Source organism: Psychrobacter sp. CR212, assembly GCF_059693765.1.
Map to the genome: position 1 here is coordinate 26,337 of NZ_JCATIF010000007.1, position 18,901 is coordinate 45,237.

Annotated in this window: 14 protein-coding genes; 11 read left to right on the plus strand and 3 right to left on the minus strand. The window is 43.2% G+C overall.

The genetic code is table 11. The features are described 5' to 3' along the window. The first annotated feature begins 463 nt into the window (after positions 1–463). The 7 genes from AC58CZ_RS12010 to AC58CZ_RS12040 all read left to right on the plus strand — a co-directional run bounded on the left by AC58CZ_RS12010 (position 464) and on the right by AC58CZ_RS12040 (position 6,732). A complete protein-coding gene (locus AC58CZ_RS12010) occupies positions 464–595 on the plus strand; it encodes a hypothetical protein (protein WP_257785223.1) in 132 nt (43 codons plus the stop codon). A 434-nt stretch (positions 596–1,029) separates the two neighbouring features. Further along, positions 1,030–1,518, plus strand: a complete 489-nt coding sequence (locus tag AC58CZ_RS12015) for an META domain-containing protein (RefSeq protein WP_494224660.1) — start codon at positions 1,030–1,032, stop codon at positions 1,516–1,518. A 156-nt stretch (positions 1,519–1,674) separates the two neighbouring features. Beyond that, a complete protein-coding gene (locus AC58CZ_RS12020; protein ID WP_494224659.1) occupies positions 1,675–2,694 on the plus strand; it encodes a Xaa-Pro aminopeptidase in 1,020 nt (339 codons plus the stop codon). A 177-nt stretch (positions 2,695–2,871) separates the two neighbouring features. Beyond that, positions 2,872–3,390, plus strand: coding sequence for a hypothetical protein (locus tag AC58CZ_RS12025; RefSeq protein ID WP_494224658.1), 519 nt, complete (start codon positions 2,872–2,874; stop codon positions 3,388–3,390). A 15-nt stretch (positions 3,391–3,405) separates the two neighbouring features. After that, entirely contained in the window at positions 3,406–3,546 is a 141-nt protein-coding gene (locus AC58CZ_RS12030; protein WP_494224657.1) for a DUF2256 domain-containing protein, read from the plus strand. A 79-nt stretch (positions 3,547–3,625) separates the two neighbouring features. After that, the gene (locus AC58CZ_RS12035) at positions 3,626–4,846 is read left to right on the plus strand and encodes a DNA (cytosine-5-)-methyltransferase (RefSeq protein WP_494224656.1); all 1,221 of its coding nucleotides are present in this window, start codon (positions 3,626–3,628) and stop codon (positions 4,844–4,846) included. Beyond that, entirely contained in the window at positions 4,843–6,732 is a 1,890-nt protein-coding gene (locus AC58CZ_RS12040) for an ATP-binding protein (RefSeq protein WP_494224655.1), read from the plus strand. The genes AC58CZ_RS12035 and AC58CZ_RS12040 overlap by 4 nt, the downstream gene beginning before the upstream one ends. A gap of 285 nt (positions 6,733–7,017) precedes the next feature. Here AC58CZ_RS12040 and AC58CZ_RS12045 read toward each other — a convergent pair whose 3' ends face one another. Both AC58CZ_RS12045 and metH read right to left on the minus strand, forming a co-directional pair. After that, positions 7,018–7,947 carry a bile acid:sodium symporter gene (locus AC58CZ_RS12045; protein WP_494224654.1) on the minus strand — a complete coding sequence of 310 codons (930 nt, stop codon included), beginning with the start codon at positions 7,945–7,947 and terminating at the stop codon, positions 7,018–7,020. Between the two features lie 209 nt (positions 7,948–8,156). Continuing rightward, positions 8,157–11,960 carry a methionine synthase gene (metH, locus tag AC58CZ_RS12050; RefSeq protein WP_494224653.1) on the minus strand — a complete coding sequence of 1,268 codons (3,804 nt, stop codon included), beginning with the start codon at positions 11,958–11,960 and terminating at the stop codon, positions 8,157–8,159. Between the two features lie 570 nt (positions 11,961–12,530). Here metH and AC58CZ_RS12055 point away from each other — a divergent pair. Together AC58CZ_RS12055 and AC58CZ_RS12060 are read left to right on the plus strand one after the other, a co-directional pair. After that, positions 12,531–13,085 carry a fasciclin domain-containing protein gene (locus AC58CZ_RS12055; protein ID WP_494224652.1) on the plus strand — a complete coding sequence of 185 codons (555 nt, stop codon included), beginning with the start codon at positions 12,531–12,533 and terminating at the stop codon, positions 13,083–13,085. Positions 13,086–13,512: 427 nt separating this feature from the next. Beyond that, positions 13,513–14,115 carry a fasciclin domain-containing protein gene (locus AC58CZ_RS12060; protein ID WP_494224651.1) on the plus strand — a complete coding sequence of 201 codons (603 nt, stop codon included), beginning with the start codon at positions 13,513–13,515 and terminating at the stop codon, positions 14,113–14,115. A gap of 220 nt (positions 14,116–14,335) precedes the next feature. Here the strand turns inward: AC58CZ_RS12060 and AC58CZ_RS12065 are convergent, their stop codons facing one another. Beyond that, the gene (locus AC58CZ_RS12065; RefSeq protein ID WP_494224650.1) at positions 14,336–15,874 is read right to left on the minus strand and encodes an amino acid carrier protein; all 1,539 of its coding nucleotides are present in this window, start codon (positions 15,872–15,874) and stop codon (positions 14,336–14,338) included. A 1,019-nt stretch (positions 15,875–16,893) separates the two neighbouring features. Here AC58CZ_RS12065 and AC58CZ_RS12070 point away from each other — a divergent pair. Both AC58CZ_RS12070 and AC58CZ_RS12075 read left to right on the plus strand, forming a co-directional pair. Next, positions 16,894–17,520, plus strand: coding sequence for a LemA family protein (locus tag AC58CZ_RS12070; protein WP_494224649.1), 627 nt, complete (start codon positions 16,894–16,896; stop codon positions 17,518–17,520). Positions 17,521–17,643: 123 nt separating this feature from the next. Continuing rightward, positions 17,644–18,828: a TPM domain-containing protein gene (locus AC58CZ_RS12075; protein ID WP_494224648.1), complete on the plus strand. Its 1,185-nt coding sequence runs from the start codon at positions 17,644–17,646 to the stop codon at positions 18,826–18,828. Positions 18,829–18,901: the final 73 nt, after the last annotated feature.

Sequence of the window (18,901 nt, forward strand, 5' to 3'; positions counted from 1 at the left end):
GCGATTCGATGTTAAAAATAATAAGTTTAGTCACTCTAAGCGCTTATTTTTAACGATGAAGCGGCAAAAAAGAGTCCTGTCCCCTGCTTTTTATCGTTGGGGCTGATGCTAAAATTGCCCCATACTGCGTTACAAATCTCGCTAAGGCATCTGCATTATCGTCGCTTTGTGCCTTGTCTGGAACAATTTTAGCGATCAGCAGTGCCTATTTGCGAATGTTCAACACGCCCTANTATCGTCGCTTTGTGCCTTGTCTGGAGCAATTTTAGCGATCAGCAGTGCCTATTTGCGAATGTTCAACACGCCCTAATTAACTTACAGCAATATAAGAGATGGGTATGCTAAAAGTGTGAATAAGCTATGATCATTGGAAGAAGTACGGCCTGATATTTATAGCTTTAGTAAAATGCCAGTAATCTTTCAATTGAACCAACAGTCTATTAAAACGATTCTAGGAGCGAATATGAAAAACTTAACCAAAGCATTGATGACAGGTATTGTCATGGTAACGGTACTCGTCGGTTGCCAGTCGATGTCAAGTATGACAGCGCCCGCGACTGAAGAGCCAAACATTACTGGTACAGATGTGATCTAAAATAGTAGTACATACGCTTATTAAGACTGACGTTGTATCTACCGTTTTGATAAGTGATATCAGTCATCAGATGCGATAGTCGCACGATAAACACACTTCACTATTTAGTGGGGTGTTTTTGTATCAGCTGACATCTGCCAAGAGAAGGTTTAAATAAAACCTCATCAAGAAAAGTGACATTACCACTGGTAAATAGCGTCAATAGTAAATATCAGTAGTCAGTAGTATGTATGAGGCAAAAAATATCCGCTAAATACTTACTCAATTGATAATGACAGTCACTGGTGAGTCAAACACAATATCGCTACTGTCTGAAACAGTGAATAAGACAATTACCATAATAAATCAAAATTCTGAATGCGCTTGTTGGGTCTTGTGTCAAGTATGACCTTATGCTCGGCAAGGTTTTTGGATTCAATAAAAAAGGAATGTATATGAAAAATATGACTAAAGTGATGATGGCAGCTACCTTTTCAGTTAGTGCTCTTGCCGCTGGTTGCCAGACAACGGCTACCTTGCCTGCGCCAGTCGGTCAGCCCGTCACTGTAGAGGCATTACAAGCGCACAATTGGCAGTTGGTTGATGCCAAACGTAGCAACGGTGAACAGGTGTCTCAGCTGTTCTTTGATCCAGCCAAGCCGCTCACTTTGAGCTTTATGAATGATAACGGTAGAAACTACGTCGCATTTATGAATACCTGCAACAATATGAGCGCGGGCTACAGTGTCGTCAATGGTGATGTGCAGATCAAAAACGGCATCAGCACAATGATGGCCTGTCCTGAGCCGCAAGCCAGCTTTGACAAAGCGACCCTAGCAACGGTACAAGGCAAGTATAGCCTCAGCAAAAACGCCGAAAAAGTGCCAATCTTAACCATCAAAAATGACAATCAAGTGGCTTACTTTAAAGCCGTCTCTAAATAAGCCAGCGATGTATTAGAACGATATAAATACGCCGGTTAGATTTGATAAGGTCTCACTAATATGTGGGGCTTTTTTTCGTCCAAAGTTTGTCGAATTTTGCGCTACACTAGCGTAAAGCTGTTGTTATGTCTTATAGATTTCACTGGATACTATTTTATGTTTAAAACTATTATGTCAAAACCAACCACGAATAACATCATGATAAAAGGGGCGACGACGATCGCTATATTGGCGGCTCTCACTGGCTGTCAGACACTGCCGAGTGCTGAAATGAAAAAGCCGACCAGCACAGTGGATAGCAATCCACTGACCGCTGCTATGCCTGCCATTGATCGTCAAGGACACATTGCTTATGTGGAAGAGCAAGGGTCAGGGAGCGCAAAAGTATCGACACTCTATAGCATCCGTCCTGATGGCAGTGATCGTCAGCGCATTGATCAGATCACAGGTTATATCTATGCGCCAGCGTGGTCGGCTGATGGTCAACTGCTTGCTTATAGCAAACAAGCCTCGCGCGAGCATCCTAAAATATATATTTATGACCGTAGCAGCAAAACGCGCAATCTAGTCGTCAATGCTGAAGGCAGTAATATGTCAGCGTCATTTTCACCTGACGGTCAATATCTGCTCTATAGCTCAACGGTCGGTGGCAATGCTGATATTTATAAGATGCGCCTAAGTGATGGGACAACTGAGCAATTAACGACACTACCGAGCACTGAGGTACAGCCCAGCTATGCCGCTGACGGCAAAAGCTTTGTTTATACCAGTGACAAAGTCCGTGCTGGGCGCCCACGTATCTATCGCTATCACTTCGCGACTGGTAATGCTGTACCTGTGCCGACAAATGGTTATGTCGCCAGTCCTCAGCTCAGTGTAGATGGTCAGCGCATGGCTTATCTAAATGGTCGTAAGGCGGCTGTCATAACACTGGAGACTGGGCACGTGCTCAATCTGGCAGAGACTGGTCTCGATGAGCCGGCTCGTCTATCTCCTTCTGGCAAGTATGCAGTCTACCCAACGCGTCATTCAAAAATCAGTGGGCAAGTAGGCGGTCAAAGTTTAGGACGTCAAAAAGGTGGCGATTTGGTTATTCATTCGCTCTTAGGGAACACAAGTTACGCCATTAATAGCCAAAATGGTGGCGTCGTACGCTCACCGATATGGGGTCGTTAATAGCCACAGCTATATATTATGTAATGAAATGTATATATAATCACCTATAAAGAAACATAAGTCGATTCTAAAAATAGAAATATAACGGCATCAAGTCGAGCAATCGTCATTCATGTCATACCAAACTATGTAATTGGGTGATTAAAAACCAAAAATGGTCCAGAGCAAATCGCCCGTTTGCGAGAAGCAGAGCGTAAGGCTCAGTTAGAAACTCAGATGGAGGCGCAGCTCGCCTCACAAAAAATCCTCGCCGATAGTGTGATCAATAATGCCAAAGTCGTCAGCGATAGCATCGATAATGGCTTTGAGAAAAGCGTGAGCCAATTGCTACAAATATATAAGCATGATCATAAAGCCGAGGGCGAGTACCTCAAGCAAAACCAAGACGTGCAAAAAGCGCTGATGGTGCAGCTGGTCGATGCCGTGGAGCAATTGGCACACAATATGGCAGATAGCTTGTCTCGTAGCTTAGCCGAAAGCCTGATTAAAAATGATGACAGTAAAGCCGTAGAGAACGATGCGCCTGATATCCATGAGCAGACCACACTGATGGCCAATGCCTTCAAGCAAGCGCTGGCACCACTGACCATGCGCATGGATGAGAAGCTCGCGATTGATAGCAGCACTGATCAATCTGGTAAGCTGATCGTCAATAGCCTAAATAGGCTGAACAAAATATTTGACGAATATGAGTAATCGGTAAGGGTCATCATGGCACATAAAAAACAAAACCTACCGCAAAAAATCTGCCCCGTCTGCCAGCGCCCGTTTACATGGCGTAAAAAGTGGGAGAAGAATTGGGAGCAGGTGATTTATTGTTCTGAGAAGTGTCGGCGGGGGAAGGGTAAGTAGTAATAATCTTGAATCATAATGAGCTTAATTCTGATAACATGATATCATTTAAGGTTACATGTTTTTAAGTGAGCGCTTGATGAAAAAAATGAATTTTATTGACCTATTCGCAGGTGCTGGCGGGTTGTCAGAAGGTTTTGTAAAAGCAGGGTTTGAGCCAATTGCTCATGTTGAAATGGATGCTCATGCCTGCAAAACACTTGAAACTAGAAATTACTATTACTCCTTGAAAAAAGCTAATAAATTACAGGTATATTACGACTACCTACTAGGCAATATTTCGCACAAAGATTTATCAGAAAGTGTATTGAATAGACTTGATAATGTCATTAATGCTTCAATTGGTGACGACAATACAAGCATCTTCGATCGTATTGATGAATTAACTAAAGGTAGAGAAGTCGATTTAATCATTGGTGGCCCGCCTTGCCAAGCCTATTCTGTAGTCGGTAGGCATCGTATTAATAAGCTAGAAGCAGACGATCCAAGAAACTTACTATATCGACAGTACGCTCGTTTCCTCAAGAAGTACAATCCTAAAGTGTTTGTTTTCGAAAATGTTTTAGGAATATTAAGCGCAGAAGAAGGTAGGTATTTTAATAATATTAAAGTATATTTTAGGACATTAGGTTACGAGCTAGAGTCCAGAGTATTAAATACATCTGACTATGGTGTACTTCAGAACCGTAAGCGTGTAATTATTATTGGTTGGAAGAAGGGTAGTGATTTTTCTTATCCTGAACTTATAGCAGAATCAAACCCATATACTGTAGCCGATATCTTAGAAGATTTAGCGTATCTCAAGCCGGGCGATCAAAATAATATTACTAACTACGCTAGTGATACTAACGAATACCTTGAAAAATCAGCCATTCGTAATGGTGCGGATTTCGTTACTCAGCATGTGGCAAGAACACATAATGATAGAGATTTAGAAATTTATAAAATAGCTATTGATAAGTGGTTAAATGGTAAAGAGCGACTCAAATACGGTGATTTACCAGAACGGTTAAAAACACACAAAAACCAAAATTCATTTGTCGATCGTTTCAAAGTAGTTGATATAAATAGTTATAGTCATACTGTACTTGCGCATATCGCCAAAGATGGTCATTACTATATATATCCTAGTACAGAGCAAGTCCGATCACTCTCAGTAAGGGAAGCAGCTCGTATTCAGTCTTTTCCTGATGATTATTATTTTGAAGGTGGTAGAAGTGCTGCTTTTAAGCAGATTGGTAATGCTGTGCCGCCATTAATGGCTCTAAAAATAGCTGAAGAAATAAAGAGGGTTCTATGACTGCAAGTAGTATTAAGCCTGAAGACAAAACAGAAAAGCTCAAATTACAATTTGATCCCAATACAATTGAGCATTTAGGTATTTCATTATATTCAAAGCTTCCTAGTGTATTATCAGAGTTAATATCCAACTCTTGGGATGCAGACGCAGAAAATGTTTCCATTGATTTTATTGCAAATGATGATAGTAAAGAAATTATTTACTGTGATGATGGCAATGGTATGACTTTCGATGAGTTAAAAAATAAATATTTAGTTATTGGACGTAATAGAAGAAAGAAGGAAGACGCACAGAAAAGCGAGTTCAAAGATAGACCTGTTATTGGTAAAAAAGGGTTAGGGAAGCTATCAGTATTTGGTATTTGCAACGTTGTAGAAGTACGCTCTATACGAGATAATTTGAAAAATGAATTTCACATGGATCTGGATCAGATTAGACAGTGTACGAATGGTGACTATGAACCCGAAATTTTATCTTTAAATGAAGCGACTGAAGAAAAAAGTGGAACGATCATAACTCTTAAAGACATTAGAAGAAAATCTGATTTTGACTTGGAAGATATAGCTTTAAGCTTATCAAAGAAATTTCAGATTTTCCATGAGATGGCTGTAACATTATCTAAAAACTCTAATGATGATAGCTCTGTAGAAATCAATAATGAACTCAAGTTCCAAAGTTTTCAAAAAGAGTTTGAGTGGAGCTTCCCAGATGAGAAATATGATAAGGATTATGCTCAATGGAAAAATGTATCTGGGCATATATTTACTTTCGAAACCCCAGTTAAAGATCCTGACATGCGTGGTATTTATCTAACATCTCGAGGCAAAATCGTAAATTCAGCAGAATTTTATGGCGCTCGTGATAATGACCAGTTTCATAGTTATATTAGTGGATATTTAGACGTCAGTTTCATTGACGACTTTGACGAAGATGTTATCTCCACAGATAGACTTTCACTAAACTGGGAAAACGAAGAAACACGAGCATTACAAGATTACTTGCATAAAATTATAAAAAAAATTGGTAACGAATGGCGTAGTAAAAGAGCTGAAAAGAAAAAAGCTACTTTAAAAGCACATAATAATATTGATATCGATGAGTGGCAGGACAAGTTACCTACTTACGAGAGAGAGTTAAGTAATAAAATTATCAATCCTATTCTTGAAAACTCTGATATATCTACTGATGAGAGTGAGCAAATTGTCACAGGTGTAATGGGACAGTTCGAGAACGAAACTTTTAAACAATATGCGTCCCACATAGCTGATATATCTCAACCTGAAGAGATGCATAAATTTTTACAGTTAATGGATGAATGGAAGTCTATCGAAGCAAAAGAGATTCAAGGACTAGCTTATGCGCGAGTTGAAGTGATTAAGCAGTTTGAAGAGTATCTAGATACTGATACTAAAGAGGTTCCTACGCTACATACCTTTCTTAAGAAGTTTTCATGGCTTTTAGATCCTAGAATCCTTGAGTTTAGAGATGAAGTTAGATACTCAACGCTATTGAAAGAAAGCTATCCAGATGAGGAGTTGGAGGAAAAAGATAGAAGAATTGATTTTCTATGCTCTAGTGCATTAGGTGAAATACTTTATGTAATAGAGATTAAAAGAAGTAACTATAAAGTTGACCTGAAAGCCTTAGATCAAGCATATGAATATGGTGCATTTTTAACTGAAAAATTTGCTTCTATCAGTGGATTTAGTAAAGTTGTATGTTTTGTGGTTGGAGGTGAAAAGAGTGGTGAGAGAATATTCAGAAGAAAAGAGAATACTTATTTTCAATCTGGTGAAGTATTTGTTAAAACATATACTGAGCTATTGGAGCAGTCAAAAGAATATCATAAGGAGTTTCTAGAGGCATATGATAGACATAAACATTAACGTTTATAGTTATGCTAGAAGAGGCTCAGCGAATTTCATTTCTAAGCCTCTTTTTTATGAAGTGTAACCTATCCTTTTCTCAATAAATTTTATACTCTGACTATAGTCAATCCACTAGAAAATCGTTACAGCGTTAACCTCGCTTGAATTATGACGTATACATCTGAACTCGGTTGCCTTGTACCACTCTTAAATTGGATTAACTATATTATGCTCAATTTCTTTGCTTAGCTAATCTTACTTACATTCAAGTACTTAGAATCCACCCCTAAACAGTAAAACTTCTTACCCATCATCTCTCTTATCAAAAATATTCGCAACCAGCGCACCGCTAAAGTTATGCCACACACTAAATATCGCACTCGGTAAGGCAGCGACAGGATTGAAATAAGTCGCGGCAAGGGCAGCGCCCAGACCAGAGTTTTGCATGCCTACTTCTACCATAATGGCACGGCGCTGTCTCTCCGTAAATCCAGACAAGCGCGCGATCACATAGCCCAAGGTATAACCCAGCATATTGTGCAGAGCAACGACGATAAAGACGATCGCACCGCTATCTAAGATGGTCGCTTTGGACACCGCGACCACTGCCGCGATGATGATAGAGATGCCCAGCACCGAGACCATCGGCAGTATGGCGGTGACGAACTCGACCCTGTCACCGAGCAGCTTATGAAACACGATACCCAAGACGATGGGCACGATGACGATTTTGGTAATCGTCAGCATCATGTTTGCCAAGTCGATATCAATCAGCTGACCTGCGAACAGGTTGAGCAGCAGCGGCGTCAAAAAGGGCGCGAGCAGGGTAGATATGGAGGTAATCGCGACACTGAGTGCGACATCGCCCTTTGCCAAAAAGGTAATGACATTGCTCGATGTGCCACCAGGGCAGCAGCCGACCAAGATGACTCCGACCGCAATCAGCGGATCAAGGTGAAAGACCAGCGTGAGCAGATAGGCAATCAGCGGCATGAGGGTAAATTGCGCGAGCAGTCCAATCAGTACAGGCTTGGGGCGTTTGACAATCTCTAGAAAATCTTCGGTTTTGAGCGTCATACCCATGCCGAACATGATGATGCCAAGTATTGGCACAATCAAAAAAGCCAATGAGGCAAAAAATGTAGGAAACACAAAGCCTAACACAGCACTGACCAATGCCCAGATTGCAAAGGTTTTGCCAATCCAACTAGAAAGTAATGCAATCTGATTCATAGTCTGTCTCACAACGATAAAAGGGATAAAATAGACAATAATTTAACATGGTTATTGGCAGCGAATGATAAAAGTATTTTGTGATACGTGCAGCGATAAGTTTGCTGAGAGCAGACAGAAGAGGACACAATAAAAAGGCTTAATCATGTTAAATGAATAAGCCAAAAAATAGCGATAAATGATCTAGGCGTTAACTGATTTGTATGTTCTTACAAATTCGGATTTAACCACTTCTCAGCCGTCTTTATATCCCAATCTTTACGAGTGGCATAATCCTCCAACTGATCTCGGTCGATTTTTCCGACGTTGAAATACTCACTATCAGGATGCGAGTAATAAAAGCCACTGACCGAAGATGCCGGCCACATTGCATAGCTTTCCGTCAGTCTTGTACCGATAGCGTCCACTGTACCCAGCCAATCAAACAATTTGCCTTTTTCGGTATGCTCAGGGCAAGCCGGATAGCCAGGCGCTGGGCGGATGCCAACGTATTTTTCTTTAATCAGCTCATCATTGGTGAGGGTCTCATCAGCCTGATAGCCCCAGTAATCTTTACGAATGCGCTCGTGCAAATGCTCGGCAAAGGCTTCGGCTAAGCGGTCAGATAGTGCTTGTACCATAATGGCGTTATAATCGTCGCCTGCCGCTTTGTACTGCTCAGCGAGGTCTTCGGTGCCAACGATCGACACCGTAAAGCCGCCGATATAATCGTCAGAGTCCTCTAACGGCGATATAAAGTCGGCGAGGCTAAAGTTTGGCTTGCCGCTCGCTTTGTCTGATTGCTGGCGCAGATGCTCAAAGGTATGCGTAGGTCGGCCACCATCTGTAGGCGATTTGTCATAAACGCTAATCGTATCTGCGCCAGTGCGTTTGGCTGGAGCAATTTTGAACACGCCTTTAGCGATGATTAACTTTTCATCAATCATTTTTTGCATCAGGTTCTTGGCGTTATCGAACAGATCACGCGCCGCTTCACCAACGACCTCATCTTGCAAGATTTTTGGATACTTACCTGCCAGACCCCAAGAGATAAAGAACGGCGTCCAGTCGATATAAGGCAGCAGCTTATCGATAGGGTAGTCGTCCAATATCACCTGACCGAGCTGATTCGGTACAGGCGGTGTATAGTTGTCCCAATCGTATTGAAAACCACCCTCAATTGATTCAGCATAAGTCAGCTTCGCCGCTTTGGGTTGACGCTTCGCGAGACGCTCGCGCACTTTGATATACTCTTCGCGGGTTTCATCGATGAGACTTTGACGGTTGTCTTTGGAGAGCAGCTTGGTCACCACGCCGACCGAGCGCGAGGCGTCCGAGACGTAGATGACCGCATCGTTTTGATACTGCGGTTCGACTTTTACCGCGGTATGGGCTTTGGAGGTTGTTGCGCCGCCAATCATTAACGGCAGGTTCATACCGCGCTCTTGCATTTGCTTGGCGACATAGACCATCTCATCGAGACTCGGGGTAATCAGCCCTGACAGACCGATGATATCGACTTTTTCTCTGATAGCGGTATCGAGGATGGTCTCGCATGGTACCATCACGCCCAGATCGACGATATCATAGCCGTTACAGCCAAGTACCACGCCGACGATGTTTTTGCCGATATCATGGACGTCGCCCTTGACCGTTGCCATAAGAACTTTACCTTTGACTTCGCCTTCGACTTTTTCCGCTTCGATGTACGGGTTGAGCCAAGCGACCGATTGTTTCATGACGCGTGCCGACTTGACCACTTGCGGCAAAAACATTTTACCCGAGCCAAATAAGTCACCGACGATATTCATGCCATCCATCAAAGGCCCTTCGATAACGTCGAGTGGTTTGGGGTATTTCTCCCATGCTTCTTTGGTATCGGCTTCGATAAAGGTGGTGATACCTTTGACGAGTGCGTGGGCGATACGCTCTTCTACCGTACCCTCACGCCAGCTCATATCGACGGTGCTGTCTTTTTTCTTGCCGCCATCTTGGTAGTTTTCAGCGACCGTCATCAGACGCTCAGTCGCATCCTGACCAGTTTCGCCTTGATTGCGGTTGAGCATGACATCTTCGATGGCGTCACGTGCTTCCTTTGGAATATCATCGTACAGCTCAAGCATGGCTGGGTTGACGATACCCATGGTCAGGCCATTTTTGATCGCGTGAAATAGGAACACAGAGTTGATCGCTTCACGAATCGGATTACCACGGAAACTAAACGACACGTTGGACACACCGCCTGAGACCATCGCGTTCGGTAGGTTTTCCGTGATCCAGCGTGTGGCATTGATAAAGTCCGCGCCGTAGTTGTTGTGCTCGATGATACCCGTGGCGACCGCAAAGATATTGGGGTCAAAAATAATGTCCTCGCTAGGGAAGCCCACTTCGTTGACCAATACATCGTAGCTGCGTTTAGATATCTCGATTTTGCGCTTGTAGGTATCGGCTTGTCCGTCTTCATCGAATGCCATGACGATAATGGCAGCGCCGTAGCGCATACATAATTTGGCGCGCTCAACGAATTCAGCATGACCTTCTTTTAGCGAGATGGAGTTGACGACAGATTTACCTTGCGTACGCTTGAGGCCTTCTTCGATGATGTCCCATTTGGACGAGTCAATCATGAGGGGCACACGGCTGATATCTGGCTCGCCTGAGACGAGGTTGACGAAGTGAATCATGGCTTGCTTCGAGTCGAGCATGCCTTCGTCCATATTGATATCGACGATCTGCGCACCGCCCTCGACTTGATCGCGCGCGACATCGAGCGCCTCGGTATAGGCTTCGGTCTTGATCAAACGGAGGAATTTTTTGGAGCCTGTGACGTTGGTACGCTCACCGACATTGACGAACAAGCTATCAGGCGTGATATTAAATGGCTCAAGCCCTGAGAGTCGGCAGGCAGGCGCAATCTCTGGGATGGCGCGCGGCGGATAGTTCGCCACCATATTAGCGATTTGACGGATATGCTCAGGCGTCGTCCCGCAGCAGCCGCCAACGATATTTAGGATTCCTGCTTTGGCAAAGCCTTCGAGTAGGGCGGCGGTCTCTTCAGCGGTTTCGTCATATTCACCAAACTCATTGGGCAGCCCTGCGTTTGGATGCGCAGAGACATAGGTATCAGCAATGTTCGATAGCGTTTGGATGTGTGGACGCAGTGCATCCGCGCCAAGCGCACAGTTAAAGCCAATGGACAATGGCTTGGCATGGCGGATCGAGTTATAAAACGCCTCTGCCGTTTGACCAGATAATGTACGACCTGACGCATCAGTAATCGTACCAGAAATCATAATAGGCAGCTCAAAGCCAATATCATCAAACACACCCGTGATGGCAAATATCGCTGCCTTGGCATTGAGCGTATCAAAGATCGTCTCAATCAAAATAAGATCGACGCCGCCTTCTATCAAGCATAAGGTCGCTTCACGGTAGTTTAGGACCAACTCATCAAATGTAATGTTACGAAAGGCAGGGTCATTGACATCAGGTGATATCGAGCACGTGCGTGAGGTTGGGCCAACGACACCAGCGACAAACCGCGGCTTCTCAGGCGTCTTGGCGGTAAATTCATCAGCCGCCTCGCGCGCAATTTTAGCTGCTGTTTTATTCAGCTCGGGTACCAAGTACTGCATGTCATAGTCAGCCATCGACAGACGCGTACCGTTAAAGGTATTAGTCTCGATGATATCCGCACCAGCCAAAAGATGATCGTGATGAATATCTTTAATCATGTGCGGCTGGGTTAGCACCAGCAAATCATTATTGCCACGCACATCTTGGTCGATATCGGCAAAACGCTCACCACGATAATCTGATTCTTCTAGTTTATAGGTCTGAATTTGCGTACCCATTGCCCCATCTAACATCAAGATGCGTGATGCCATCTGCTCGGTGATACGGGTGCGCGCGGTGAGCTGCTGCTCCTTATAAGGAAATACAGCAGGCGGCGTCAATATAAAGTCATCAGCAGATGATGAATCAGAAGTAGTATCAGAGTGAGAACAGGTCGGTGAGGTCATCGTTTGAGTCATAGGTGCGCTGCTTATATCGTCAATATTATAAAAGGAAGGAATAACAAACCAATAGAGTACAAAGTCTTATAAAGGAAATCATCAAATTTGAATTATTTTAGCATGAAAAATATAGCACACATGGATACTGTTCATTCTACTTTTACCATAGACAAGCAGATACCTATTCATTGAACTGCTGAGCATAGCATTAAATTCTGTTTCACAAAGAATATGTGCACAAATGAATATCATTTCGTTTATGGATTACACAAAGCTTTGCTTATGCAAATGAAAGCCAACGCTTGTGCTTAAAAGTCCGACAGAGTTTACACCGGTACTACAAAAAGTTGCGTAAAGGCAGGTTGATAAAGGTTTTATACATGTTAATTTTATTTCAGGATAATTAGGTCTTTGTAAGTTTTTCTTATAAATCACTTATGGGCAAAAATTTATTATTGTTCTGTTGGTCTATCTAGATTTTGCTTATCAAGAAATAAGCGTTTAAATAGCACGAGCAACTGATATCAGAAGACAATCTAACCTGTAAGACAATAAGCAAATACATACTCAATCATTAAGGATAATGTTATGAAACTGACTAAAATTGCGACTATCGGCACGCTAGCTATCTCTATCGCTGGCTTAAGTGCTTGTAACAATATGATGCCAGCAAAAAGCGCAGATATGAAGCCGCCAATGCATAGCCAAACTATGGCAAAAATGAACGTGGTACAAGTTGCTCAAAGTAATTCTGATTTTTCAGTCTTAGTAGAAGCGGTACAAGCAGCAGGTCTAACGGGTATGCTCGCTGATCCTAACGCTCACTACACCATATTTGCCCCAACCAATGAGGCGTTTATGCAGGCAATGAAAGAGACTGGCATGACCAAAGCGCAACTGTTTGCTGATAAAGCAATGCTAAGAAAAGTACTAGGTTATCATGTCATCAGTGGTGATATGGCTATGTATGCCAAAGATGTCAAACCTGGCAATGTCATGACCGCAAGTAAAGACACGCTAATGGTGACGAATCAAGGTAAGTTGATGGACGAAAACGGCCGCACTGCCAATATCGTAAAAACAGATATCCCAGCGACCAATGGCGTTGTCCATGTCATCGATAGAGTGCTACTACCTAAATAAGCTTTAGCGAAATAACATCTACGTTTATGATGAAGCTTAAGTAAGCAGCCATTATTTTATGAATTTTTCATTAGATAACGGCTGTTTTAGTATTTAATTGGCATGATTTAGATATAAATAACGCCTATTTTAATGAGTGAGCATGACCAATAAGCGCGATCCTTCATACATCGCAATAACCGATATACAAGTGAACAATGGTATATACGTGATTGATACAGTGCTACTACTTAAGTAAGTATCAATTAAAAATTAAATCGTTAGAATTGAAACTATTGATATAGCGAATATCAGTTTACTTACAGCAAATTGTCTATAGCTAAAAAATGTCAATTATTGATATACGTATTAGCGTCAGCTATTCATGTAGTAAAGACAGTTATTCGCTAGACAAACCAGACATCCAATTATTAAAAAGGAATGACCCATGTTAAAGAAGAATTTATTATCGATCGCAGTAGTAACAGCAGCGATGTCATTAGCAGCATGTAACGATACTGAAACAGTCGCAGATCCAGCTGAGCCTGAAGTTACCACTGAAGAAGTGGTGGTTGAGCCAGTAGCAGAGACCGAAGCCGAGCCAATGGCAGACGACATGAATATGGAAGCGACACAAACCATCGCAGAAATCGCTGCAAACAACGACAATCTCACTATTCTGACAGCGGCACTAAAATCAGCGGGTCTTGACACCATGTTGATGGAAGACACCAAATACACTGTATTTGCGCCAACTGATGATGCATTCGCCCCTGTATTAGAAAAATTAGGCGTGACCAAAGACGAGCTATTGGCTAATAAAGACTTATTAAAAACCGTATTGCCTTATCACGTTGTTCCAATGGAAGTGAAAGCAGCTGATATCCCTTATGGTACCGATATCGAAACGGTGAACGGCAAAACCATCTCAATCAGCGAAGACAATGTTATTACTGATGCGGCTGGTAACACAGCCAACATCACAGGTACTGATATCATGGCAAGCAACGGCGTGATTCATACAATCGACACAGTATTGATGCCTGAGTAAGATTAATATTTAGTTAAGTCACTCTGAGACTTAACAAGAGTAAAAGAGCCTGGCTATAATGCTGGGCTTTTTTGTGTCTATAAGATGGTGGCGCGTAGCAGCGGTATCTTAAAAATCTGTGTTATTTATTTGCAATAAAAAAGCCCGAGACCATTGTCTCGGGCTTTTAGGAAGACTGAATAAGATTGAGCAGTAGCTACGTTAGCGCATATTATCTATATTACTTACGTAGTGGGTCTACATTCGTTCTTTTTTGGTCTGCTAGATGACGCTCTTCCCAATAAGGTGCGTTTTTGATACCGAATTTTGCAGGATCAAAACTATAGCGTGCCACACCAGCTTTACGTTGTGCTTCGTAGTCTTTAAGCATGGTAAGCGTTGGACGAGCCACGATAAAGATAACAAGGATACCAACAATGTTGAGCCAAGCCATAAGACCAACACCGATATCGCCGATGGCCCAGATATAACCAGCTGAGTTAAGACCACCATAAGCAACCATCGCCATGATCAATACTTTAACGAGGAATAGACCAGTTTTGTTTGCGTTACGACCAAGGAAGCGTGTCAAGTAAGCGACGTTTACTTCAGCGATGTAGTAATACGCTAGGATTGTGGTAAAGGCAAAGAAGAATACAGCAATTGCGATAAAGGCATTACCAAACGTACCGTATACCGATTCCATTGCCATCTGCGTAAACGCAGGCGCATTGATTTCAGTAGCAGCAGCAACGTTCTGAACGATGAACTGACCATCTGGTAGTGTACCTTGGATGTTGTACATGCCAGTAGATAAGATCATGAATGCAGTCGCAGAACAAACCAACAATGTATCAACATATACTGAGAATGCCTGAACAAGACCTTGCTGTGATGGATGCTCAACTTCAGCAGCTGCGGCAGCGTGAGGACCTGTACCCTGACCGGCTTCGTTAGAGTAAATACCACGCTTAACACCCCAACCGATTGCTGCACCGAAACCTGCTTGTGCAGTGAATGCATCGCCAATGATCATGCCAAACACATCTGGAATCAGGCTGAAGTTGCTGAACATGATGATTAAGGCGAGGACGATGTAACCAAGTGCCATAAATGGAACGGCAAACTCAGTAAAGGTTGCAATACGCTTAATACCACCGAAAATGATGACACCTAGTACGACTAAGATAATGGCCAAGCCAACCAAGCGCATAGAGCCGACTTCTAGGCCTGCAACGTTCATGATCGTACCTTCGCCCATTAATTGTGCGAATGCACTGATAACACCGTTGGCCTGTACGCCAGGTAAGAACATACCGCATGATAAAATAGAAGCGATGGCGAAGAGGATGCCGTACCATTTTTGACCAAGCGCACGCTCAAAGTAATAAGCAGGGCCACCGCGATATTCGCCAGTTACCACATCTTTTTCTTTGTAAATCTGTGCAAGGGTAGACTCGACATAGGCAGTAGACGCGCCTAAGAACGCCACGATCCACATCCAAAATACAGCACCTGGACCACCGAAGCCGATAGCAGCAGCTACCCCAGCGATGTTACCCATACCCACACGTCCTGCGAGGGAAACGGCTAGTGCCTGAAATGACGAAATACCATCAGTACTGGACTTACCAGTGAATAGTAGTTTGATCATTTCGCCGAATAGACGTACTTGTACGAAGCGCGTCATGATGGAATAGAACAGACCAGCGCCCAAGCACAGATAGATCAGTGCTGGGCTCCAGATAATTCCGTTTACTAAGTTAACTAAACCTTCCATATGTATATTCCTAGTACTGTCTCAAGGTGGCTCTGTATGCTAGGAGTAAATTAACTGGTTAACTTACTTATTTAAGTTAAGCAGTTAAATTATCTGCATCGACTCATATCTATATTAGTTAAGTCTCATACGTGCTTAGCCACCAAGAATGGACTGTAGTTGTCTGTATTTATCCGCTTGGCTTATCATTGATAAAAACTACTGAGATAGCGTTTATCATTGATAGCATTAATATCAGCTGAGTTTGTGATTGTTCTACAGCCTCAATTATTGCAGTCCCTTATCACCAAGTCGTAAGCAAGATGCGTTATAAGTGAACCCACGGATAAAACAGGCGGTTATATAATTAAATGCGCATCACAATGATGACACCCAATTGCTATGAGCCGTCCCGATTGGCTACACTGCTGGTAGGGCGAATTGATGGTATTAGTGGAGTATTCATAAGTTGAATAATGTCTTTTTTACACATCTATCAACTCGCTAATACGTATCAAACTATAAGTCCACTACCAAATGTATTCAAACCGTACGGCTACGTAACTGCAATTTGCCATATTTTTGTCCTAATTACTAGAAATTTCTTTGTGTATGGACGGATGAGTTTTATTTTTGGACCATCGATTTATGCATCATTAGCCTTAATAAAGAAGCGAATTTATGAGCTGGCAATCCATTTAATAAACTTTAATCTATCTAAATAGTAATAGCACTACATAAAGGTATAACCAAAAAAATGACACCCAGTTGTTGCGGTTGTGTTTTGGTAACGGTCAATTGTAAAAGCATCATGATAGCGTCATTATGAGCAGTATATCTTGTAGCTTATAAGATTGAGCAATATGCATGAGTGGTTTTTCATGTTGTGTCTGTAGATATAAAAGCTACAAGCACGTGCCTTTATACAAAATATAGAACGCATATGACCGTTAGATGATTGTGAAGGCATAAGCGCAAAAAAATTATTAAAAAACGTGTTACCAGATATTTGTTATTTATCATTATTAGGAGAAACAACGATGACGCGTAAATCTATTATGAAGCCGATGTTGCTAGCAGCACTATTGACGACGTCTACTGTCGGTCTGAGCGGCTGTGGTTATAACAATCTTCAGGCGCAAGATGAGCAAGTAACGGCTTCGTGGTCAGAAGTGGTCAACCAATATCAGCGCCGTTCTGATTTGGTGCCAAACTTAGTCAAGGTCGTACAGCAGTATGCAACGCAAGAGCAAGAGGTCTTTACTCAAGTGGCGGAAGCGCGCTCGCGTGCGGGCGGTATCACGGTGACGCCTGAAGTGCTCAATGACCCAGAAGCGATGGAACGCTATGCCGCTGCACAAGATCAGATGACAGGGGCGCTATCACGTTTGATGGCCGTGTCTGAGCGTTACCCTGAGCTCAAGTCAGATGCACTGTTCCAAGATCTGCAAGCGCAGCTAGAAGGGACTGAGAATCGCATCACGGTTGCTCGTAACCGCTATATTCAAGAAGTGCAGGGTTACAATACCACCGTGCGCCAGTTCCCAACCAATATCACCGCAAAAGTATTTGGCATGGACACCAAGCCAAACTTTAGCGTCGCTAATGAGAATGCCATCTCGACAGCGCCTAGTGTTGATTTTGGTGACTCTGCCCAAGCAGAGTAGAGCACAATTGATATATAAGAATAGAGCGGTTTCTGCCGCTTTATTTATTTGACTGATGACGTAATGACGATTGGTTGATGTCTCGTAACTTGTAAAAATGTCATTTGAGGTGGTATAGATTAGATGAATAATTCAAAAGCAATCTTATCAGCGTTACTGTTGGTACTTAGTGTCAGTGGTGTATCGGTGTCACATGCTGCGCCCGGTGACGATGTTGGCACGGCTGTAGCGACAGATAGCCCCTCAAATCTGCAAAATCGTAGTGTTGAAGACTTGGTGGCTATTGCCAAAGCAGGAGAGTCCAATGAGGCGATCAATGATGCGGTATTAAATAATGATGCCATCAATGGCGCGGTGCTTGGCAACGATGCCATTAACCAAAGTGCGGCAAATGGTGAGGCAGCCGCCAGCGCGCAAACGCCAGATCAGCCACCAGTACGCTCAAGTGCCGAGAGCGTCGATGCTGACAAACTCATACTGAATGAACCAGTCGTTGATCAGGCCAATATCTTAAATCCACAAGAGAAGCAGCGTCTAGAGGCTCAGCTAAGAAATATTTATCAGCAGGGTTTGGCACAAGCAGCAGTGGTCATCGTACCAACAACCAATGGTTTGCCTATATTTGACTATGCTTTACAGGTTGCAGAAAAATGGCAATTGGGCGACAAAGATATCGACGATGGTCTGCTCATCGTCGTAGCAGTCAATGACCGTGACATGTATATCCTCACAGGCTATGGGTTAGAGGGGGTATTGCCAGATGCGGCGGTCAATCGTATTATCCGTGAGGACATCACACCATTATTTAAGCAAAACAACTATGGCGCTGGGATACTGGCAGGCGTGGATGCGCTCAAAGCTCGTCTCACTGCCGATCCTGAGGTCTTGGCACGTGCTGATGCCCAAGCTGCTGAGCGTAGTGCTGAGCAAGGCTCAGATGAGCTACCGTCACCTATTTTCTTATTTATCATGGCCATGATATTTGGTAGCTTTATTACCAATATTTTGGGCCGAGTATTTGGCTCTATCGTTACTGCAGGGGGCTTTTTCGCCGGTTCATTAGCGCTTGGCGGCGGCTTTTTTATGACATTGATCATGGCGATATTTATATGGATGTTTTTGATTTCCCGTGGCGGCGGTGGTGGCAAAGGCGGCGGCGGTAAAGGTGGGCGTAGAGGCGGTATGATTTTCTTGCCAGGTATGGGCGGCGGAAGTGGTGGCGGCTTTGGCGGTGGTGGCTTCGGTGGCGGCGGCTTTGGTGGTGGTGGCGGCGGTTTTGGTGGTGGCGGTGCTGGTGGCTCGTGGTAAGTGTCTATTTATTAAAAGCTTAGAGTCTTAATAAGAACGTTTGCAACTATCCAAACACCAGTAATCATCAACA